Here is a 15,997-nt window from a genome sequence, read left to right on the forward strand (position 1 = left end):
CTCAATTGCTTGTGTCGTTGGTTGTTGAAGCGCGAAGAGCGTTCGTCGCCGATACTCGAGTTTGTTCGTCACCTGCGGGAGCCGCTCGGTAGAGGCCTATCATTTGTGCAATGGCGGCGAAGGTCTCCGGCTTGAGGTTTCTGCGCATGTGAGACGCGTCTCGGTAAATGAACTCACCGTTGACGTAGGTCGCGCAATGCCTATTCCGGCACATTCCCTTGAGCGGATCGACAAAGAACACGCCTTCTTCCTCCGCGAGTGATCCGAGCGCAGTCACCATAGGCGACCACACTCGCAAGATCCGCTCGCTGTCCATTTCGGTCGAACAACGTCTCAGCATCCCGCTTTCGCGCATCACCGCGCACGAGGTCAGATCCAGGCCTGGGCCCGGTACTTGGCCAATGATTCCTATGCGCCGGTCCGGGTTGTCGATTTCCTCGATGAGGCTGCGTAAGCCATCGCGCAGCAACAGGACTTTATCCGCCCGCGGCCCATCATCGGCAACGATGTGGGTGTAGGCAAGGCTTGTCCAGGCCGAGGAAAGCACCACGAGGTCGATGTCCGGCCGTCGTCTAAGCATGCTGACTACAGCCTTGCGGGACGCTGTGCAGCTTTCCTGGTAGTTGGGTAGTTCCGGAACGTCGCGGTGGACACCCTCCCCGAGGGCGGCTGGGCAGGCGTGGTAAAGGAAGAAAGCTGTATCTTCTGCCTTGCCTACCTCATCGAGGGGAGGGACGAGATGCTCCGCATGGCTGTCGCCCCACAGCACCGCGTGGCGCGCCGCTTTCTCCCACGGCGCGCCGAATCCGCAAAAAGCACTCCCCAGTTCAGGAATGTTGATCATTTGCGGACATGGCCAATTCCACATCACATCGAGGCTGCGCATAGCCTCCACTTTCTGCGGAATCCTGCTGGTGAAGCCATCGGCTTCGAACACCGCATTGCCGCCTAGGCCGACCACCAGCGCGGCAGTAACGCCGGCGACGATCGCTCGTAACGGAGGCGGACGCAGGCGGCGAGCAGGCTCCTCGACGAATCGCCACGAGAGATAGGCAACCAGCCAGGCCGCTGCGATGAGGGCCGACGCTTCGACCGCCATCGGCATTGCACCGCCGGTGTAGTGACGGAAGAAGACCAGGATCGGCCAATGCCAAAGATACAGGCTGTAGGATATCTTCCCGGTAAATCGAAGCGGCCAGCTGGAAAGAGCATCACTCGGAATCGAGTGGGAGCGCGGCCAGATCAGCGACACCGCGCCGATCACCGGGACCAGTGCACTCAGTCCCGGGAAGGGTTGGCTTGGCGATAGCCATACAATGCTGGCGGCGATCAGGCAAAGGCCGAGCAGGCCGAATGCTTCGGAAGCGATTCGGCGACCGACCGGCGGGACAAATACCATCAGGCCGCCCAGCGCCAGTTCCCAGGCCCGGCTGAAGGGACCATAGAACGCTTGCTTCGGATCGACTGCCACCAAGTGCAGGGCGATCGAAAAGCTGGCCACCGCGACCAAGCAGATCGCCGCTATGGTTGGTGACTGGCCGCCTCGTGGCAGGCGGCTGGCGGCCATTAGCAGAGCCGGCCACACGAGATAGAACTGCTCCTCTACGCCAAGCGACCAAAGATGCAGGAGCGGCAGGAGCGTCGCCTCACGATCGAAATAGCTCGTGTTCCAGAGAAAATAGTAGTTCCCGAGGCCTGCAGCGGAAAAGGCGGCGCTCCGTCCCAGGCTGGAATAGTCGCCCGGCAGCAGGAGGAACCAGCCGGCGACGAGCGACAATGTGATCACCACCAGCATTGCCGGCAGGATTCGACGCATGCGCCGGCCATAGAATTCGACAAGCGACAGTTCGCGGCCCTCGGCGACCAGAAGTCGCGTGATCAAGTAACCAGAGATGACGAAGAAGATATCAACGCCGACGAATCCTCCCGGAAAACCGGGTACGCCGAAATGGAAAAGAATGACGGCGATCACCGCGATCGCGCGCAAGCCGTCGACGTCGGGTCGATAGTCGAACTTCACCACTGTCCCCGGAGGTACCGCTGCGTCTCGTAGCCCGACTATACCCTAAGAGTCGATCGTGGACTTCGATATGAGCTCGACAACTTGTGGAAACGACAATTCCGCCCGATCCCATTCGAGAATTAGCATATTCCTACGGTTAAAAACCGTGAGAAACATGGGGATACCCTCACAATTCATTTCACGCTCGACCGGCGAAAACCTACACAGTGGCAGGTATGTGGCAGAATCAGTTCGCCGTCACCGCTGCGTGTGGCACTTGGCAACTATCGGGAGTGGTGTTTAATCGTTGATATGTCGAGGACGACGAAAACTCGCTCGCTTGATAGAAAAACGAGTTGTTCAGCGTGTTCTTGACTGTATAGAAAGGCTGTCCCGTGCGTTGCGAGGCCACGGGTCATTCTGGAGGTGGCAAGTTGGACAACCATAGCGCGGACATGGTTGAATTCGACCCGCGAACACATGTTCTGGTCACAGGCGGCGCAGGCTTTGTCGGGTCGGCATTGGTCGATCTGCTGCTTGCGCGCAATTGCAGTGTAACCGTTATCGACGACCTTTCGAACGGCTCGCTGCGCAATCTTCCGGCCGGCAACCCCCGCCTGACGATCCGCACCTTCAGGGTTGGCGATCCGGCGTTCAACGCGGCCGTCCACGACGAGGTCGGTCAGGCCGACGCCGTGTTCCATCTGGCGAGCCCGATCGGCGTTCAGCGCGCCCATAAGGAACGCTTTGCCGTCACCAGCGGCATCCTCGAGTCGGGCAGCGCGATCGTCGAGGCATGCCGGCTGCACCGGCGCCCGCTGCTTTATACGTCAAGCTCGGAAGTTTACGGCTCAGGCCGCGACCGTCCGATCAGCGAGGCCGATCCGGTGATGACGGATCTGCGGCCGCGATGGGGCTATGCCGCGGCCAAGGCGGCAATCGAGCATCTGGTCGCCGGGCTGTTTTTCGATTTCGGCATCCCGACCTGGATCGTGCGGCCATTCAACATGGCCGGGCCACGGCAGCGCCTGGCGACCGGCCTGGTGTTGCCGGTCTTCGTCAACGCAGCCTTGCGCGGAGAGCCGCTCGTTGTGCACGACGATGGCGAGCAGAGGCGGGCATTCCTGCATGTTGCAGACGCCGCTGAGGGCTTGCTGCTCGCTATGCAGTGCCGATCCTTGCGGGGGCGGCCGGTCAATCTGGGCGGCAGCGAGGCGGTGCAGATCGGCAACCTTGCAAAGATGGTGGTTGAAGCGGCCAGGACGAGCGCGCCGATCGTCATGAAACCCTCCAATGCCGTCTATGGCGAGAGGTTCGCGGTAACCTACGATCGCGTGCCTGACACAAATCTTTTGACCAGCATGACTGGCTGGCGCCCGGTGCGAAGCACGAGGCAGACGATTGCCGACTGCATTGAGCATATGCGTACCGAACGAGTGATGGCTTGACACTTGAACTATTGGTCCCGTTCATCGGGGCCCTGCTTATCGCCGTTCCCTGCGTGTGGTTGTTTGCGCGCCTGGCCGAGCGCATCGGGGCAGTCTCCAAGGTCAAGAGCGACCGCTGGCACACATCGGGCGAGATTCCGCGATTGGCGGGCCCCGCCTTTCTGATTGCCATGTCCCCGTGGCTTCCGATCGGTCATATCGTCCTACTGTCCGTTTTCTGCCTGGTCGGGGCTCTCGACGACGTCCGATCCCTTTCGCCCGGTCACAAGGCGGCGGCGCTGGCCGCTGCAGCAATCCTTGCCGGCGTCGTAACAGGCGTGTGGTGGGTGCCGATCGTCATTTGGATAGCCTGCAATGCGGTCAACATGCTCGATCACGCTGACGGTCTGGCCGCGAGCGCGATCGCAGCCGCCTTTCTCGGTCTCGGCGGCAATGCTGGCCTGGCCGCCGCGGGCGCGTGCGCCGGATTTCTTTGTTTCAACTATCCGCCCGCACGTGTCTTCATGGGCGACAGCGGCAGCCTTCTGCTCGGCGCGGCAATCGTGCTTCAGGCTTCCGAGCGCGGTTTCGGCTCCTCACTGGCGTGGCTTGCTATCCCGCTGATCGACGCAATATTCGTCATCATCCGCCGCTTGCGGCTTGGACGGCGCCCCTGGATCGGCGGCACGGACCACCTCGGCCACACTCTGCTGCGGATCGGCGTAAGCGCCAGGACCCTGCCAGTCCTCTACGGAACAATGGCGCTCGCGATAGGCTTGGCATTCACCGCGTGGCAGAGTTCATAGACCTGGCTGGGCAGGCGACGCCCGGCCGCCTTCCGCCGGCGAGACTGTCATCGGCCATGCCTGCCCGGGCAGCGGCGATCGTGTGGGGAAAACGAGCCGTTTTCGTGCACGGCCGAGCGCCCGCGCCTTCGCGATGCGTCACTATCGGCGGCAGGCATGCGTCTGAAGCGGGTTCTTGTTCGAGTTGCCGGCCGAAAAAAGGAACCCCGGCCGCAGCGGTTGGGTGGGGGGCGCTGGCAGCCGAGGTCAACGGGTTTCCCAAAGCGTGTCGCGCTGAAACGGCTTCAGGCGAAACGCCTTAAGTCTTTGTTTTGATGCATGTTGTTCTCTCAAGACCGCTGCGCAGTTTTGAGGCACATGCATTGGAATTGTGGCGCCATTTCCTCCAAACCGCAAACCTCCGCTTCGAGGCCGAGCCAGGCTCATGCGCAGCTTTGGGATGCTTAACTACCAAATCGCAATTTAAGGTTGTCATCCTTTCGGCTATATTAGCCACCTAAGATATAATTACCAAATTGTTAACCGGGATTAATGCACCTTTTCCACAGCATCGTAGTATGCATTTGAGGCTGGATTACCTCGATGGAGCGGGGATGCCATACGTCCGTGGGTTGGGCCGGCGTATGCACTACTCCTTGAATCTATTCCTCAGTTAAACGGCCAGTTGCCCGACACACGGTAAATGAGCGTATCAGTTCATGCCTCTGACAAGCCTTGCGAGGGCGCCAAGACAAAAAGGGGGAGCGGGCTAGGTCGGCGGCGGAGAGGAGTAAATAAGGCGATGGGACATGCTCAAATTTCCGATTCCTGGAAGGAATCGACAGGGTCGTTGCAGAACGGGCATCTGACGGACATGAACGGGCTCGGCACAGCCGATCTCGACGACGGACATCCGACCGAAGGCCTGGTCGTCATTGTCGACAAGCGAGCACTCGAGCGGGAATGTCTTGCTCGGGGCCTTATCGAACACAATCCCGCTTTGCGCGTCAGCGCCGTGGGATCTCTTGACGAGATCCACCATGTCGCCGGCGCGCCCGAGGCTTCCGCGATCCTCGTCATTCTCGGGGCCAGAAAGGTTACCGACCAAAGCGTTCGGGCGGAACTTGTGCACCTCATCTCCGAGGTAGGCGCGGTACCCGTGATCGTCGTGGTGGATTCCGACGAGCCAGGGGAAATTCTTGCGGCCCTCGAATGCGGCGCCCGCGGCTACATTCCCACGAGCGTGAAGGTGAAGGTCGCCGCCGAGGCCATCGGTCTCGCCCGCGCCGGAGGAATCTTCGTGCCCGCCAGCTGCGTGCTGGCGCTTCGCGAGATCATCCATTCGACCGCAAACGGTGCCCGTCCGCTTGCCGGCATGTTCACGCTGCGCGAGGCCGCGGTCGTGGAGGCGCTCAGGAAAGGCAAGGCCAACAAGATCATTGCCTATGAGCTCAACCTCTGCGAGAGCACCGTCAAGGTCCATATCCGCAACATCATGAAAAAGCTGAAAGCTACGAACCGCACGGAGGTAGCCTACAAGCTTAGACAGATGATGCTTTGAAGGTTGCCCGGACCTAGACTAGCGCCAAGCGAACGTCCGGCGCCAATGCCTCGACGTGGAGGCGGATTTCTTTCAGATCCGCCGCCATGTCTCGGGTTCGGAAAGCTGGACAGCCCTCCGGGCCTATGAAGCGGATACGCTCGGGCCGATGTTTCAGGCACGTTGCCGGTCGAGCATCTCGGATCCTGCCTTCACGAGAAATCCAACGCTGTCTCCGCCCAATTCCGCATCGCGATACGCGGCTTCGGCGGCCTTCAGGCCACCCGTCAGTCTGCGGATCACCGGAGCCGGTCCGAGTGTCTCGAGCGGCAGGCCCAGCTCGCCGCGGTTGGGGCGCTTCGGCGGCCAAACCCTGAGGCCGAAATAGCTGGCGGCCGAGCGGTCGATCCCGCCGCTGAACTGCACCAGGAGTGTCTGGCGCGATTTCCTGGCAATACGGCCCAGGCTGTTGATGTCCATTGGTGGTTTGGCGGAAGGCCGCATCGCGACGACGATCACCTGCCATGCGTCGTCGGTCAGGAGCACCGGATGCGAAAAAACACCGACCCTTGCTCCATGCTCGGCGAGCATATGCTCAAGGAATGGCGCGCAGGGCGTGTCGCAGACGATGGCGAATCTCGAGGCACGCTGGTCAACGCCGGCGTCGTCGAGCAAGACCCGGCACAGCCGCGCGAATTCCGGCAGCAGGCCTATGGCCGGGTGGCTGAGATTTGGAGCGGCAACCTTGATGCCGGCCTCGTCACAGGCGTCGAAATCCAACACGCCTGGCCGAAGCTCCCAAGGTTCAGCCATCAGCGAAACAACCGCATGAGAGGGCAGGAGTTCGATGAGCGATCTCGAGATCGGCCCGAGCTGGGGACCATTCGTGATGATGTCGACGTCCTGCCATTCGCGGCTTTCGATGTGGTTAGTCACTTCCACGCGTTCGGCGACCTTGGCGTATTCGGCAAATGCCAACGTCGCATCCTCGGCTGCGGCAAGGTTCGGATTTCTGGAGGATACGCGAGTGAGCGCAACGACACGGTCGGCGTTGGCGAGCGCCGCTGCTGCCGCGGCCGCCGCTTGGTATCCTGTCGCAGCGCCGACCACCACGGTGAGGCCGGAGAGATCGAGACCGAGCAAAGCTATCTGCTTGCGGACGACAGCAAGTGTTTGCGAGCGGTCGAGCTCGGGAACATGGCGAGCGGCCGGTCTTGCGGAAAGATCACCGGACCAGGGCTTCAGAACGGGCGCCACGTTGCGTGCTCTCCACTATCAGGCAGGCTGGTAATCCGTTGACGCGGAAGACCTGTCTCGTCGGATCTCGCCCGGACGCGACGCCGCATGCTTTTCATGCGTTGCATTGCCAGACGGTTGCCGGCCAGCGCGTTCGGCAAGAGTGGCCGAGACATTGTCTCAGCATCCTCGCCACGAGAGTTGGGGCCTGAATTCAGTCGGCGCTCTTGACCGCCCGTGGCCGGAACCAATTCGTCGATCACGCAATACAGTCGAACTTGCCCGGACCGCTACTGCAGAAAACGGGTGCCCGGTGATACGCCGTTTGATCAGAAGGCTTATCGACACCGCGCCGGCAATGCGCCGATCAGGCTAAGGGGGTAACCGGCGCCGGATAGGGCGCTACCTCCTTTGCGGTTCTTGCCGGGAATGACCCGCCGCTGTGAAAGTTGAGTGTTGAAACCAGCCGTATTCCTTGGCGAAGCCCATGACAATCAGCGCATTCGACATGAACCGCAGGCCCGGCATCCGCGTCGGACAAAACCATCGTCCGCTTGGGGGGCGGCCCAAGAGGATCATGGACGTGACCGTCGCATCGATCGCGCTTGTCCTTGCCGCTCCGATCATGCTTGTGGTCGCCCTCTTGATACTGGTGACCGACGGTGGACCGGCGATATTCTCCCACACCCGGGTCGGCTTCAACGGCAGGCGTTTCGCCTGCTATAAGTTCAGGACCATGGTCGCCAACTCCCAGCAGGTTCTGGCCGATTATCTTGCGAGCAATCCCGAAGCCGCCAAGGAGTGGGAGCAGAATTTGAAATTCAGGAACGATCCGCGCATCACATTCCTGGGGCACATCCTCAGGAAGTCGAGCCTGGATGAGCTGCCTCAGCTGATCAACGTGCTGCGCGGCGACATGAGTTGCGTCGGCCCTCGACCGGTCGTCCCGGACGAACTGCAACGCTACGGCGCCTGCGCGCTCGATTACCTTCGAACCCGGCCCGGGCTGACCGGCGCGTGGCAGGTGACGGGCAGAGACGCAATAGACTATCCCAGCCGTGTCTCCATCGACAGCCGCTACGTGCGAAACTGGTCCATATGGGCCGATGTCGTCATTCTCATTCGGACGGTCTTCGCCGTGATGAGATTCGATCATGCGTCCTGACCGGCGAGACGGGCAGCGAACCTTGGGCGGCACAGCCGCGTCGGACACGTCCATCGCCGGCGACGAAATGGCAGCCGCGGTCGATCATTGTCCGTGGGTCAGGGCGCGACGCCACACAACGCCAAGGAAGACGCCGAGCAGGTAGGCGCACTGCAGCGTGACGACGAAAAGCAGGATCGAAAGCAGACGGTTCCAATCGAACAAGCTGCCGATGCCGCCTGCAACCGCGCTGACCACGACAATCACCGCGGTCATGACGATGAGCGCCGGTGCCCGAACACGAAATCCGAGCAAAATGCCGATCACGCCGACAGTGGCAAGGCCCCAAAGCACGGCGATCTCCTGTGGTGCGGAAGACTCGGGTGCGCCGCGCCCAAGTCTCCCACATCTGCGAACCCGTACCAACACCCAATCCCGCCGTGCTGCCTGACCGGCTGCCGACTTGCCAGCTGGGACTGGCCGTACCTCCGCCGCTTGCACAAAAGGCGTAGGACGCCTTGTCCCAATGCCCCCGTTTCGCTCATTTCCTTGTCCACCCGCTGCGCCTACGCTGCTCATTGAAATAGGTATGCGGAGCATTTCACCCGCGGTGCGGCAGCGTGCCTTGAATCCGGCATTGGCGCGCAGTCGCTGCGTGGCATTTTCGGCGTGATATCCATCGATGCTGCAGACATCCATTCTTTTGCTTATCGTTTCGATATGGTTCCCCGGCGCCACTCGGATAGCCGGCACCGACGGCTCGCTTTCCTTCTTGCTGGCCTTGTTCTGCGCCGTGCTGAGCATCGTCCCCTACGCCGAAACGACAAGACGGCTTCATCGGACTGACGCGGCCTTGGCGGCGGCAGTGCTGACGATGTCCGCTTTCATCATGATTCTGTCCCTGATGTCGGCGCTCTACGCGGACAATCCGATCAGGACCATGCGCGCGGTCTTCGCGCAGGTGTTCGGTTTCGCCATTATTCCAACGATTGCGGTGATCGCCGCGAGGCCCAGGGGGTTGGAGGCGATCGACAGGATTGGGATGGCCATGGTCATCATGGTTGCCGTTACATCCTGCCTTGTCGCCGTCGGACTGGGCGACGCTCGCTTCGCCGATCGGGCGGAAGGCTACTTCAAGCACGCGAACCAGCTCGGAATTGCCTTGTCGGCCGGTCTGCCGCTTGTCGCTGCGAAGCTGGTCGCTTCCCGAAGGCACCGAATCCTCCTCTCGGGTTGCCTGCTCGCGGGGCTTCTGGGTCTGGTCAAATCGGGGTCCAAGACGAATTTCGTCCTTGGCGTCGCAGGTCTCGGTACGTTCTTCGGGCTATACAGTATCTATCTGGTGATAAGGAAGCAGCGGCCAGTAACGGTGATCGCGGGGATGGTTGCCGCCCCGATATTGTTCCAAGCCAGCTTGGCGACGTTGGAGTTCCTAAATCCGCGAGCCTACAGGCTGCTGACGCTTCAGCTTTCCGGTGGTGAGGCGCATTCGATCGTGTCGCGGCAACGACTGTGGTCCATATCGATCGATCTCGGCCTGACGCATCCGTTCATGGGCGTGGGGGCAGGGCAGTGGGTGGAAGACATCGCTCCGCACAGCCATAACCTGTTCATCGACTATTTCAGGACGCTGGGAGTGCCCGGCGTCGGGTTGGTATTGATTGTCGTTGTGCTGGTCGTGGCATATCTGGTCTGCGCCATTCTTCACACATTGGTCGACAAAGGGAGGGGCGAGCAGGCGACCGAAGTGAATGTGATGGTGCTCGGAACGTCGGTTGCCGTGTGGAATTACCTCGTAGCGAACCAGATGAGCGATTCCTTCGGTCCGTCGACCGCGGCTTTCTTCTGGCTGCCGCTGGCTCTGCTCCTGGTGTACCGCGGCATGCAGCGATCGTCGCAGATCAGATCTAACGAGAATCCAAAGGTGTACGCCGGGACTGCATCGCAGCTCTTCGGACGCGGAAAAACAAAACAGCTTCTTCCCAGATCAGGATGATGCTTCGCTGAATCGCCATCCTGATCCAACTCTGGCTGGAGCATGGTCTTCTGCGAAACCGGTTCCCGCTTTTTGCTTCCGCCGACCTTTGGTTCGGGATCATGCCCTAGCCGTTGATCTTCGCCGATTCAACCTTACCACTTCAATCCAATGACTTCGCAAAACGTTCGCGACCTGGCGGGAGGCCATCCGCCAAGCCCCGAAGCACGCGTGCTTCAAACGGACATTCGATTTGTGGAATTCTTCGGTCTTCCCGGGGTCGGAAAGACAACCACCTCCAGCCTGTTGGCGAGCGGCTTGCGACGTTGCGGCCCGCTGGTCGGTGATGTGCGTATCTGGCCCGAGACAAGAACTTTCATCGCCCGGCAAATCCATAGGGTCGGTATCGTTGCCCCAAGATTTAAGGATCGTGAGTTCCGTTCACTGTTCATGCGAATAGCCCGCTTTGCCATCGAAAGCGGACAATCATCGATTGTCGATGTCGTCAAGGTTATCTGGAACATGTCGGTTCTGCTTGCCTATGTCCAGAACGAGAGGGAGCGGAAAAATACTATCACTATTATGGACCAGGGGCTGCTGCAGGGCTTCTGGTCTGTATTGCTGAAAAGCAAGCATCGGGCAACGTCCGAGAAGTGGTTCGATATCCTGGCTGCTATTGGCGTCGATGACATGCTCTTTGTCCATCTGCGCGCCGAGACCGGCATGGCCCGGGATCGGCTTCTGAAGAGGAATGATCGGTCCTCGCGGATGCAAAGGACATCTGCCGATCGCGACCTTGATCTCTGGTCGGCTGCGGACCGAACCTGCCGCGAGTTGGCCGCCGATCTTGAGAGGGAAATGGGCGCGGAGGATCACGTCGGCGTACTGGCGTCAGTCGACGTGGAAAGGCTTGCATCGCCCGAAGACGTGGCTGAAAGGGCGCTTGAGGCGGTGCTTTTGGGCTGTCTCGAACGACATCGGCGATACGACGACTCCGCCGATCGATGAGCACGTCCGTCAACCATTGGGCATGAGGATGGACCGCCGATCACTGATCAGCCTTGCCGGTTTGTATCCGGTGTTTGCTCTGCTGCCGGGCTTCTGCCGGGCCGAAGGCGGGCAGACGCCGGGGGGCAAGCAGCTCATTCTGGCAGGCGAGCATGGCTACGAGCAGCAATCCATCCGGAATCTCGAAGCCGGAGCGACAATCGACGCTCGGAATGCTTCCTTCATAGTTGCCAACAGCAGAAACACCGATCCCGGCGCTATGATGGGTTGCGACGAGGGGACCTTGCCGGTCAATCGCTATCCGGTCGTCATCCGCAACTGCCCCAGCGTTCACTTCATCGGCGGGCGCTTCGATGGCCAGGTACCGCTAACCTCCGATTGGCGGGATACCTACTGCAACAGCGCGGCCTTGCTTGTCAGGGACGGAACCGCCAATGCGACAATTGAAGGGGTCCGTGTGCGGCGTTGCTGGGACGCCATCCGTTTCGCCGAGCAGGCCGATGGCTTTCGCCTGAAAGGGTGCTGGTTCAGCGAAGTCAGGGATGACGCGGTCGAGAACGACTACCTCCTCAGCGGCACCGTCGAAGATTGTCTGTTCGATGGGTGCTTCTCGGGGATCAGCGTGGACCCGGCGTCGAACGACGACCGGGACGGAACCGGGCAAACCGTGCTGATCGACCGGACTCTCATCCGTATGCACGCCTTTCTTTCAAAGGGCGAAATCACGCATCAGGCACCGATCAAGGCTGTCGATCGGTCGCCCAGGCTGAGGATCACGGGATCGGTTTTTGCATTGGCTTCGGCAAACATGCGCGGGTTCCGTCGCCTGGAAAGAACCTGGCGGCTGGCCATCGAAAGCCGGGACAACGTGTTGCTGTGGTTGCCCGATGAGCCAATCCCGTCTGCATTGCCGATGCCGCCGTCAGGTTTCAGGGTTCTGACGGGGGCCAACGCGCGCGAATACTGGAACAAGGCGCATATCCAGTGGGTCGCCGCGCATCAGAACGTGGCCCGGTTCTCCGACGAAGCGCTGTGAGAGGCACCGGCAAGTCCGGTCGTTCAATTCCTCAAAGCATGTCGCGTGGAAAAGGTTCACGCGGCCTGCCTTAAGTCTTTGATTTCAAGCATGGTCCCGAAACCGGTCCCACTTTCGGGAGGCATGTTTTGGAAATGCTTTGCAGCTTGGACCGTCGCCGCGTTTCGGCAGACGGGGAGGGGTTATCCCGATGAATCAGCACGAGGCGTTTGACAGAACGGCGGCGCCAGGCCCCGCCGCCGGCAGCTGCGCGACGTTTGTGACCCAAGGGCGGCTGGCACGCGTCAGGGGGCAAAATATCCTGTTTAGTCCATCCCAGCAGGCCGTTTTTGCCGTCAACGATACTGCCGCCGAGATCTGGCGCTCGCTGGAAGCAGGCATGCCGCCGCGCGCCATCTCGGGCGAGATGGCGCGCGGCGGCGTCGATAGACTCGAGGCAGACAAGCATGTCGAGGCCGCGCTGAGGGATTGGCAACGGCTAAGCCTGATACGGCCTCACGCGCCGTTGTCTGCGTCGGCTCAGGAGCCTGTGAGCCAGACTGTCGCCATTGCGGGCCTTACCATGCGCATCGACTACCCGGCAGCCTGCGCGTTTCCCGCGATGGCCGTATTTCGGCATCTCGAGGTGCGAGGAGGAACTGCCGACGTCCTGCTCCAGCTAGTCGAGCACGAAGGGCGGGTACACCTGTTCCGGGATGGCCACTGGATTCTCTCTTGCGCGCCCGACGAACTGCCCGTCATCCTGAAAGGGCAATTGCTGATCGAAGTCCTCGATCGCGGCGCCTACGAACTTGCCCTGCACGCGGCCGCGCTTGTCAGAAATGAACGCGCCGTGCTTCTTTGCGGCAAGCCGGGCGCGGGCAAGACAACGCTGACCCTGGCGTTGGTCCATGCAGGGTTCGGTTTCGCCTCCGATGATGTCACGCTGCTGGACGCTCGAGGGCATGGCGTTGGTCTGCCGTTTGCCCCGGCCGTCAAGGCGGGAGCATGGCCGCTTGTGGCCGAGCACTACCCCGGTCTCGATACTGTCCCGGTCTGTCGCCGACCGGACCGCAGGCGTGTCCGGTTTGCGGTGCCCAGCAAGGTCGCGCCGCCTTCTCCGATACCGATCGGCTGCGTGATCCAGCTTCGTCGAGGTCGCGACGCGAAAGCTTGCCTGGAGCCGGTCGATCCTGCTGGCGCATTGCGCGTCCTGCTCAACGGCGCGTTCGCACCAAGCCGGGAGTTGAGCGGCGCCGCCTTCGACGCACTGACCCAGGCAATCGGATCGGCGGGCACCTATTGCCTGACCTATTCGAAGCTCGACGACGCAGTGGAGCTGATCACGAAGGCATGCCGATGATGCGCAGGGGCAACGCGCTCGAGGCGTTGATCGCCGGACTTCGCGGCAGCCCGGCCGACTGGGCCGACTGGCATGCTGTGATTGCCCTGGCCAATCGAACCCTGCTCACGCCGGACCTGTTCTCGTCCCTCGCGCGCGCCGGCCAGATCCACCGATTGCCGCAGGACGTGCACGAGTACCTTCGGTTCGTTCACGACTGCAATCGGGAGCGGAACCTGCGCTTGCGTGCCCAGCTGCTTGAAGCTGTCGCGGCCCTCAATCGCTGCGGCATCGTTCCGGTACTGCTCAAGGGCGCCGTTCCTTTGTTCCTTTCGCCGGCCGACGGGGCTCCCAGCAGGATGACAAGCGACCTCGATCTGGCCGTGGAACCGGCTGAAGAGGCGACCGCCCAAGCCTGCCTTGAAGAACTCGGCTACGTCGAGGTGGCGGGTGACCGAGGCATGGCTCGTCAGCAGGACGCCGGAATGCTGGAGCTCCGGGCGCGCCGGGCGCGCGGCTTTGAACCCGCTATGCCTGTCCAGCGAGACGGTTTGCGGGTGAATATTCCTTCTGCCCAGTCCCGGGCCCGGCACTGGATCGTGCACGACCTTCTGAAGGAGGGGGACTACTGGCGCGGAAGGATTGATCTCAGGCATCTTCATGACCTGGCGCAGTTGGCGGAGAGCGACGATGTGGATTGGAGGGCGCTGCAGGCATCCATGTCGGATCGAAGCGCCCGCAATGCGCTCGACACCCAGCTGTTGGCCTTGCATCACTTCTTCGGAACCAGGATCCCGGCACGATGCGCACGGCGCCCGATCGTCCGGTTCCAGCACTGGAGGCGCGTCTTCACGGCAACCCACCCGATCATCGGTGCGCCTTTGCGCCTGGCCGGCAATTTGATGTGGGGAACGCGGCGGTTTCTAAGTGCCGACTGCTCGGCGCGAGGAGGCTCGTCCGATCTCGCGCGTCGCGTCGCTCGCACGCTCTTGCTTCCAGGCGCGAAAATCTAAGCCTTTTGGTGAACTAGTACCCATGTATCGGGAAGCATAGAGTAAATTCCGTGAAATTTTGAAACGCTTATGGGGAGGTTTTGCCATGCCAACCGAAGGCACAAAACGCTCGGAACGGACACAGGAAACTCTGGTCTCAGAGGCTCAGGCGCGCCGGGACTTTCTCAAGAAGGCGGGGCGTTTTGCGGCGGTGACCCCACCGGCCATAACGCTTCTGCTCGGCACGAGCTTGAACTCCAGGGCGATCGCCAAATCGGGAGGAACACGCCCGGGCAATGGGTGGGGGGACACGAACCACATCCACATTGGCCCTCCCGGCCAGACGTAAGCTTGATCCTCAGGGTCGCTGAAAGCAGCGTTTTGAGGACATAGGGTTCTAGTCCTTCACTTTGACAGCCCGGACCGCCCGCCGAGGACGGTCCGGGCATTTGTTTGTCGGCGGCGGGCAGCCTGGCGCGCCTGGATGGACGCGCCGAACGAGCCCTTCCTTCGGCCGGGCAAAATTGCTCCCTGTCAGGTTCAGGCGAGCAGCCAATCATTCAAATGGAATTCGTAGATCTTGCCGTCGTTCTCGGTCGGATTCGAGTTGTTGTCGATGCCGCGATCGACGATATAAAGGCTCATTTGGTGGCTCGGATCGTCGCTGCTCGGCGCCAGCGCCAGCCCCGCCGGCTTTTTCGGGTTGGCGGCGGAGATGTCGAGCGTGCCCAGCAGATCCCCGGTTGGCGTCACCATTGCCACAGAGTTGCGTGCCACGATGACATAAAGCAGGTCGTGGACCGGATCATACGCGATGCCCCCGTCAGAAGGCGTCCCGAGCGATTGTGTAGAAAAACTCGTCACGACATCATCGCCGCCCGTGCTCGGGACGCCGTCGAATTTGCCGTTCTGGCCCGGAGCGATGGTGTAAATCCTATGGGTTGAGCCATCCTGGAGATAGAGCACTCCGCGGTTTGTGTCGTAGGCAAGACTCTCCGAATCCGTACTGCCGAACGCGGCGGTCTTGAATGAGGTCACGATATCGTCGGACGTGTTGTAAAGTCCATCCTTGCCTGGGTTCAACTCGTAGACGCTCTTCGTGCCGGTATCGTCCGCAAAGAAGAGATGGTGGTTCGTCGGATTATAAGTGACCCCAGCCGGCTCATCGGAAAAATTGATGGTCGTGAGCGTGCCCGCCAGGGTGCCGTTCAGATTCATCTGGTAGAGATTCTTGCCGGTGAAAATGGACATTTCGTCGACTTCGCTGTCGGCAACCAGCAGCGTGCCGAGATGAGAAATATATACGATATCCGTCGGATCGGGACTCGGCGGCGACCACTGCGAAGTCAGAATGGTGTGCGCCAAGGTCACCGATGTCGGCAACTGGCTGGCCGTGACGGCGACGGTGAAGGCATGAGTGTCGGTGCTGCCGTCGGACGAGGTCGCTGTGACGTGGAGATTGATCGTCGGCTCGGACTGGGCATTGAGCGTGCCGGTGCCCGATCGCGTGATGACGCCGGTGCTGGAATTG

12 protein-coding genes and 1 pseudogene are annotated in these 15,997 nt (G+C 61.1%); 9 read left to right on the plus strand and 4 right to left on the minus strand.

Translation table 11 applies throughout. The features are described 5' to 3' along the window. Nucleotide 1 precedes the first annotated feature (1 nt). Nucleotides 2–2,020: an acyltransferase family protein gene (locus tag EN874_RS15385; protein WP_168247499.1), complete on the minus strand. Its 2,019-nt coding sequence runs from the start codon at nt 2,018–2,020 to the stop codon at nt 2–4. A gap of 416 nt (nt 2,021–2,436) precedes the next feature. Between EN874_RS15385 and EN874_RS15390 the strand changes: the two genes are divergently transcribed. From EN874_RS15390 to EN874_RS15400, 3 genes are all read left to right on the plus strand, one after another. Further along, nucleotides 2,437–3,450 carry an NAD-dependent epimerase/dehydratase family protein gene (locus tag EN874_RS15390; RefSeq protein WP_127425509.1) on the plus strand — a complete coding sequence of 338 codons (1,014 nt, stop codon included), beginning with the start codon at nt 2,437–2,439 and terminating at the stop codon, nt 3,448–3,450. Beyond that, nucleotides 3,447–4,235 carry an undecaprenyl/decaprenyl-phosphate alpha-N-acetylglucosaminyl 1-phosphate transferase gene (locus tag EN874_RS15395; RefSeq protein WP_245513578.1) on the plus strand — a complete coding sequence of 263 codons (789 nt, stop codon included), beginning with the start codon at nt 3,447–3,449 and terminating at the stop codon, nt 4,233–4,235. Before EN874_RS15390 ends, EN874_RS15395 begins: the two co-directional genes overlap by 4 nt. Before the next feature lie 781 nt (nt 4,236–5,016). Further along, entirely contained in the window at nt 5,017–5,775 is a 759-nt protein-coding gene (locus tag EN874_RS15400) for a response regulator transcription factor (protein WP_127425510.1), read from the plus strand. Between the two features lie 153 nt (nt 5,776–5,928). Here EN874_RS15400 and EN874_RS15405 read toward each other — a convergent pair whose 3' ends face one another. Beyond that, complete coding sequence (locus EN874_RS15405) at nt 5,929–6,897, minus strand: hypothetical protein (protein ID WP_127425511.1); 969 nt, start codon at nt 6,895–6,897, stop codon at nt 5,929–5,931. A gap of 568 nt (nt 6,898–7,465) precedes the next feature. Between EN874_RS15405 and EN874_RS15410 the strand changes: the two genes are divergently transcribed. Next, the gene (locus EN874_RS15410) at nt 7,466–8,155 is read left to right on the plus strand and encodes a sugar transferase (protein ID WP_245516057.1); all 690 of its coding nucleotides are present in this window, start codon (nt 7,466–7,468) and stop codon (nt 8,153–8,155) included. Nucleotides 8,156–8,239: 84 nt separating this feature from the next. On the opposite strand, the gene EN874_RS15415 is transcribed toward EN874_RS15410, so the two are convergent. Continuing rightward, nucleotides 8,240–8,488: a hypothetical protein gene (locus tag EN874_RS15415; RefSeq protein WP_127425512.1), complete on the minus strand. Its 249-nt coding sequence runs from the start codon at nt 8,486–8,488 to the stop codon at nt 8,240–8,242. A 328-nt stretch (nt 8,489–8,816) separates the two neighbouring features. Between EN874_RS15415 and EN874_RS15420 the strand changes: the two genes are divergently transcribed. The 5 genes from EN874_RS15420 to EN874_RS15440 all read left to right on the plus strand — a co-directional run bounded on the left by EN874_RS15420 (nt 8,817) and on the right by EN874_RS15440 (nt 14,487). After that, nucleotides 8,817–10,130, plus strand: a complete 1,314-nt coding sequence (locus EN874_RS15420; RefSeq protein WP_127425513.1) for an O-antigen ligase family protein — start codon at nt 8,817–8,819, stop codon at nt 10,128–10,130. A gap of 234 nt (nt 10,131–10,364) precedes the next feature. Continuing rightward, complete coding sequence (locus EN874_RS15425) at nt 10,365–11,117, plus strand: AAA family ATPase (RefSeq protein WP_168247500.1); 753 nt, start codon at nt 10,365–10,367, stop codon at nt 11,115–11,117. Between the two features lie 28 nt (nt 11,118–11,145). Then, nucleotides 11,146–12,153 carry a hypothetical protein gene (locus EN874_RS15430; RefSeq protein ID WP_127425515.1) on the plus strand — a complete coding sequence of 336 codons (1,008 nt, stop codon included), beginning with the start codon at nt 11,146–11,148 and terminating at the stop codon, nt 12,151–12,153. A 190-nt stretch (nt 12,154–12,343) separates the two neighbouring features. Next, on the plus strand, nt 12,344–13,495 hold the full coding sequence (locus tag EN874_RS15435; RefSeq protein ID WP_127425516.1) for a PqqD family peptide modification chaperone: 1,152 nt from the start codon (nt 12,344–12,346) through the stop codon (nt 13,493–13,495). Continuing rightward, nucleotides 13,486–14,487, plus strand: coding sequence for a nucleotidyltransferase family protein (locus tag EN874_RS15440; protein ID WP_245513580.1), 1,002 nt, complete (start codon nt 13,486–13,488; stop codon nt 14,485–14,487). The genes EN874_RS15435 and EN874_RS15440 overlap by 10 nt, the downstream gene beginning before the upstream one ends. Before the next feature lie 519 nt (nt 14,488–15,006). On the opposite strand, the pseudogene EN874_RS15450 reads toward EN874_RS15440, so the two are convergent. Then, nucleotides 15,007–15,997: pseudogene (locus EN874_RS15450) on the minus strand (RTX toxin); the annotation flags it as partial.

The sequence above is a fragment of the Mesorhizobium sp. M1D.F.Ca.ET.231.01.1.1 genome, assembly GCF_003999155.2.
Taxonomy (GTDB): Bacteria; Pseudomonadota; Alphaproteobacteria; order Rhizobiales; family Rhizobiaceae; genus Mesorhizobium.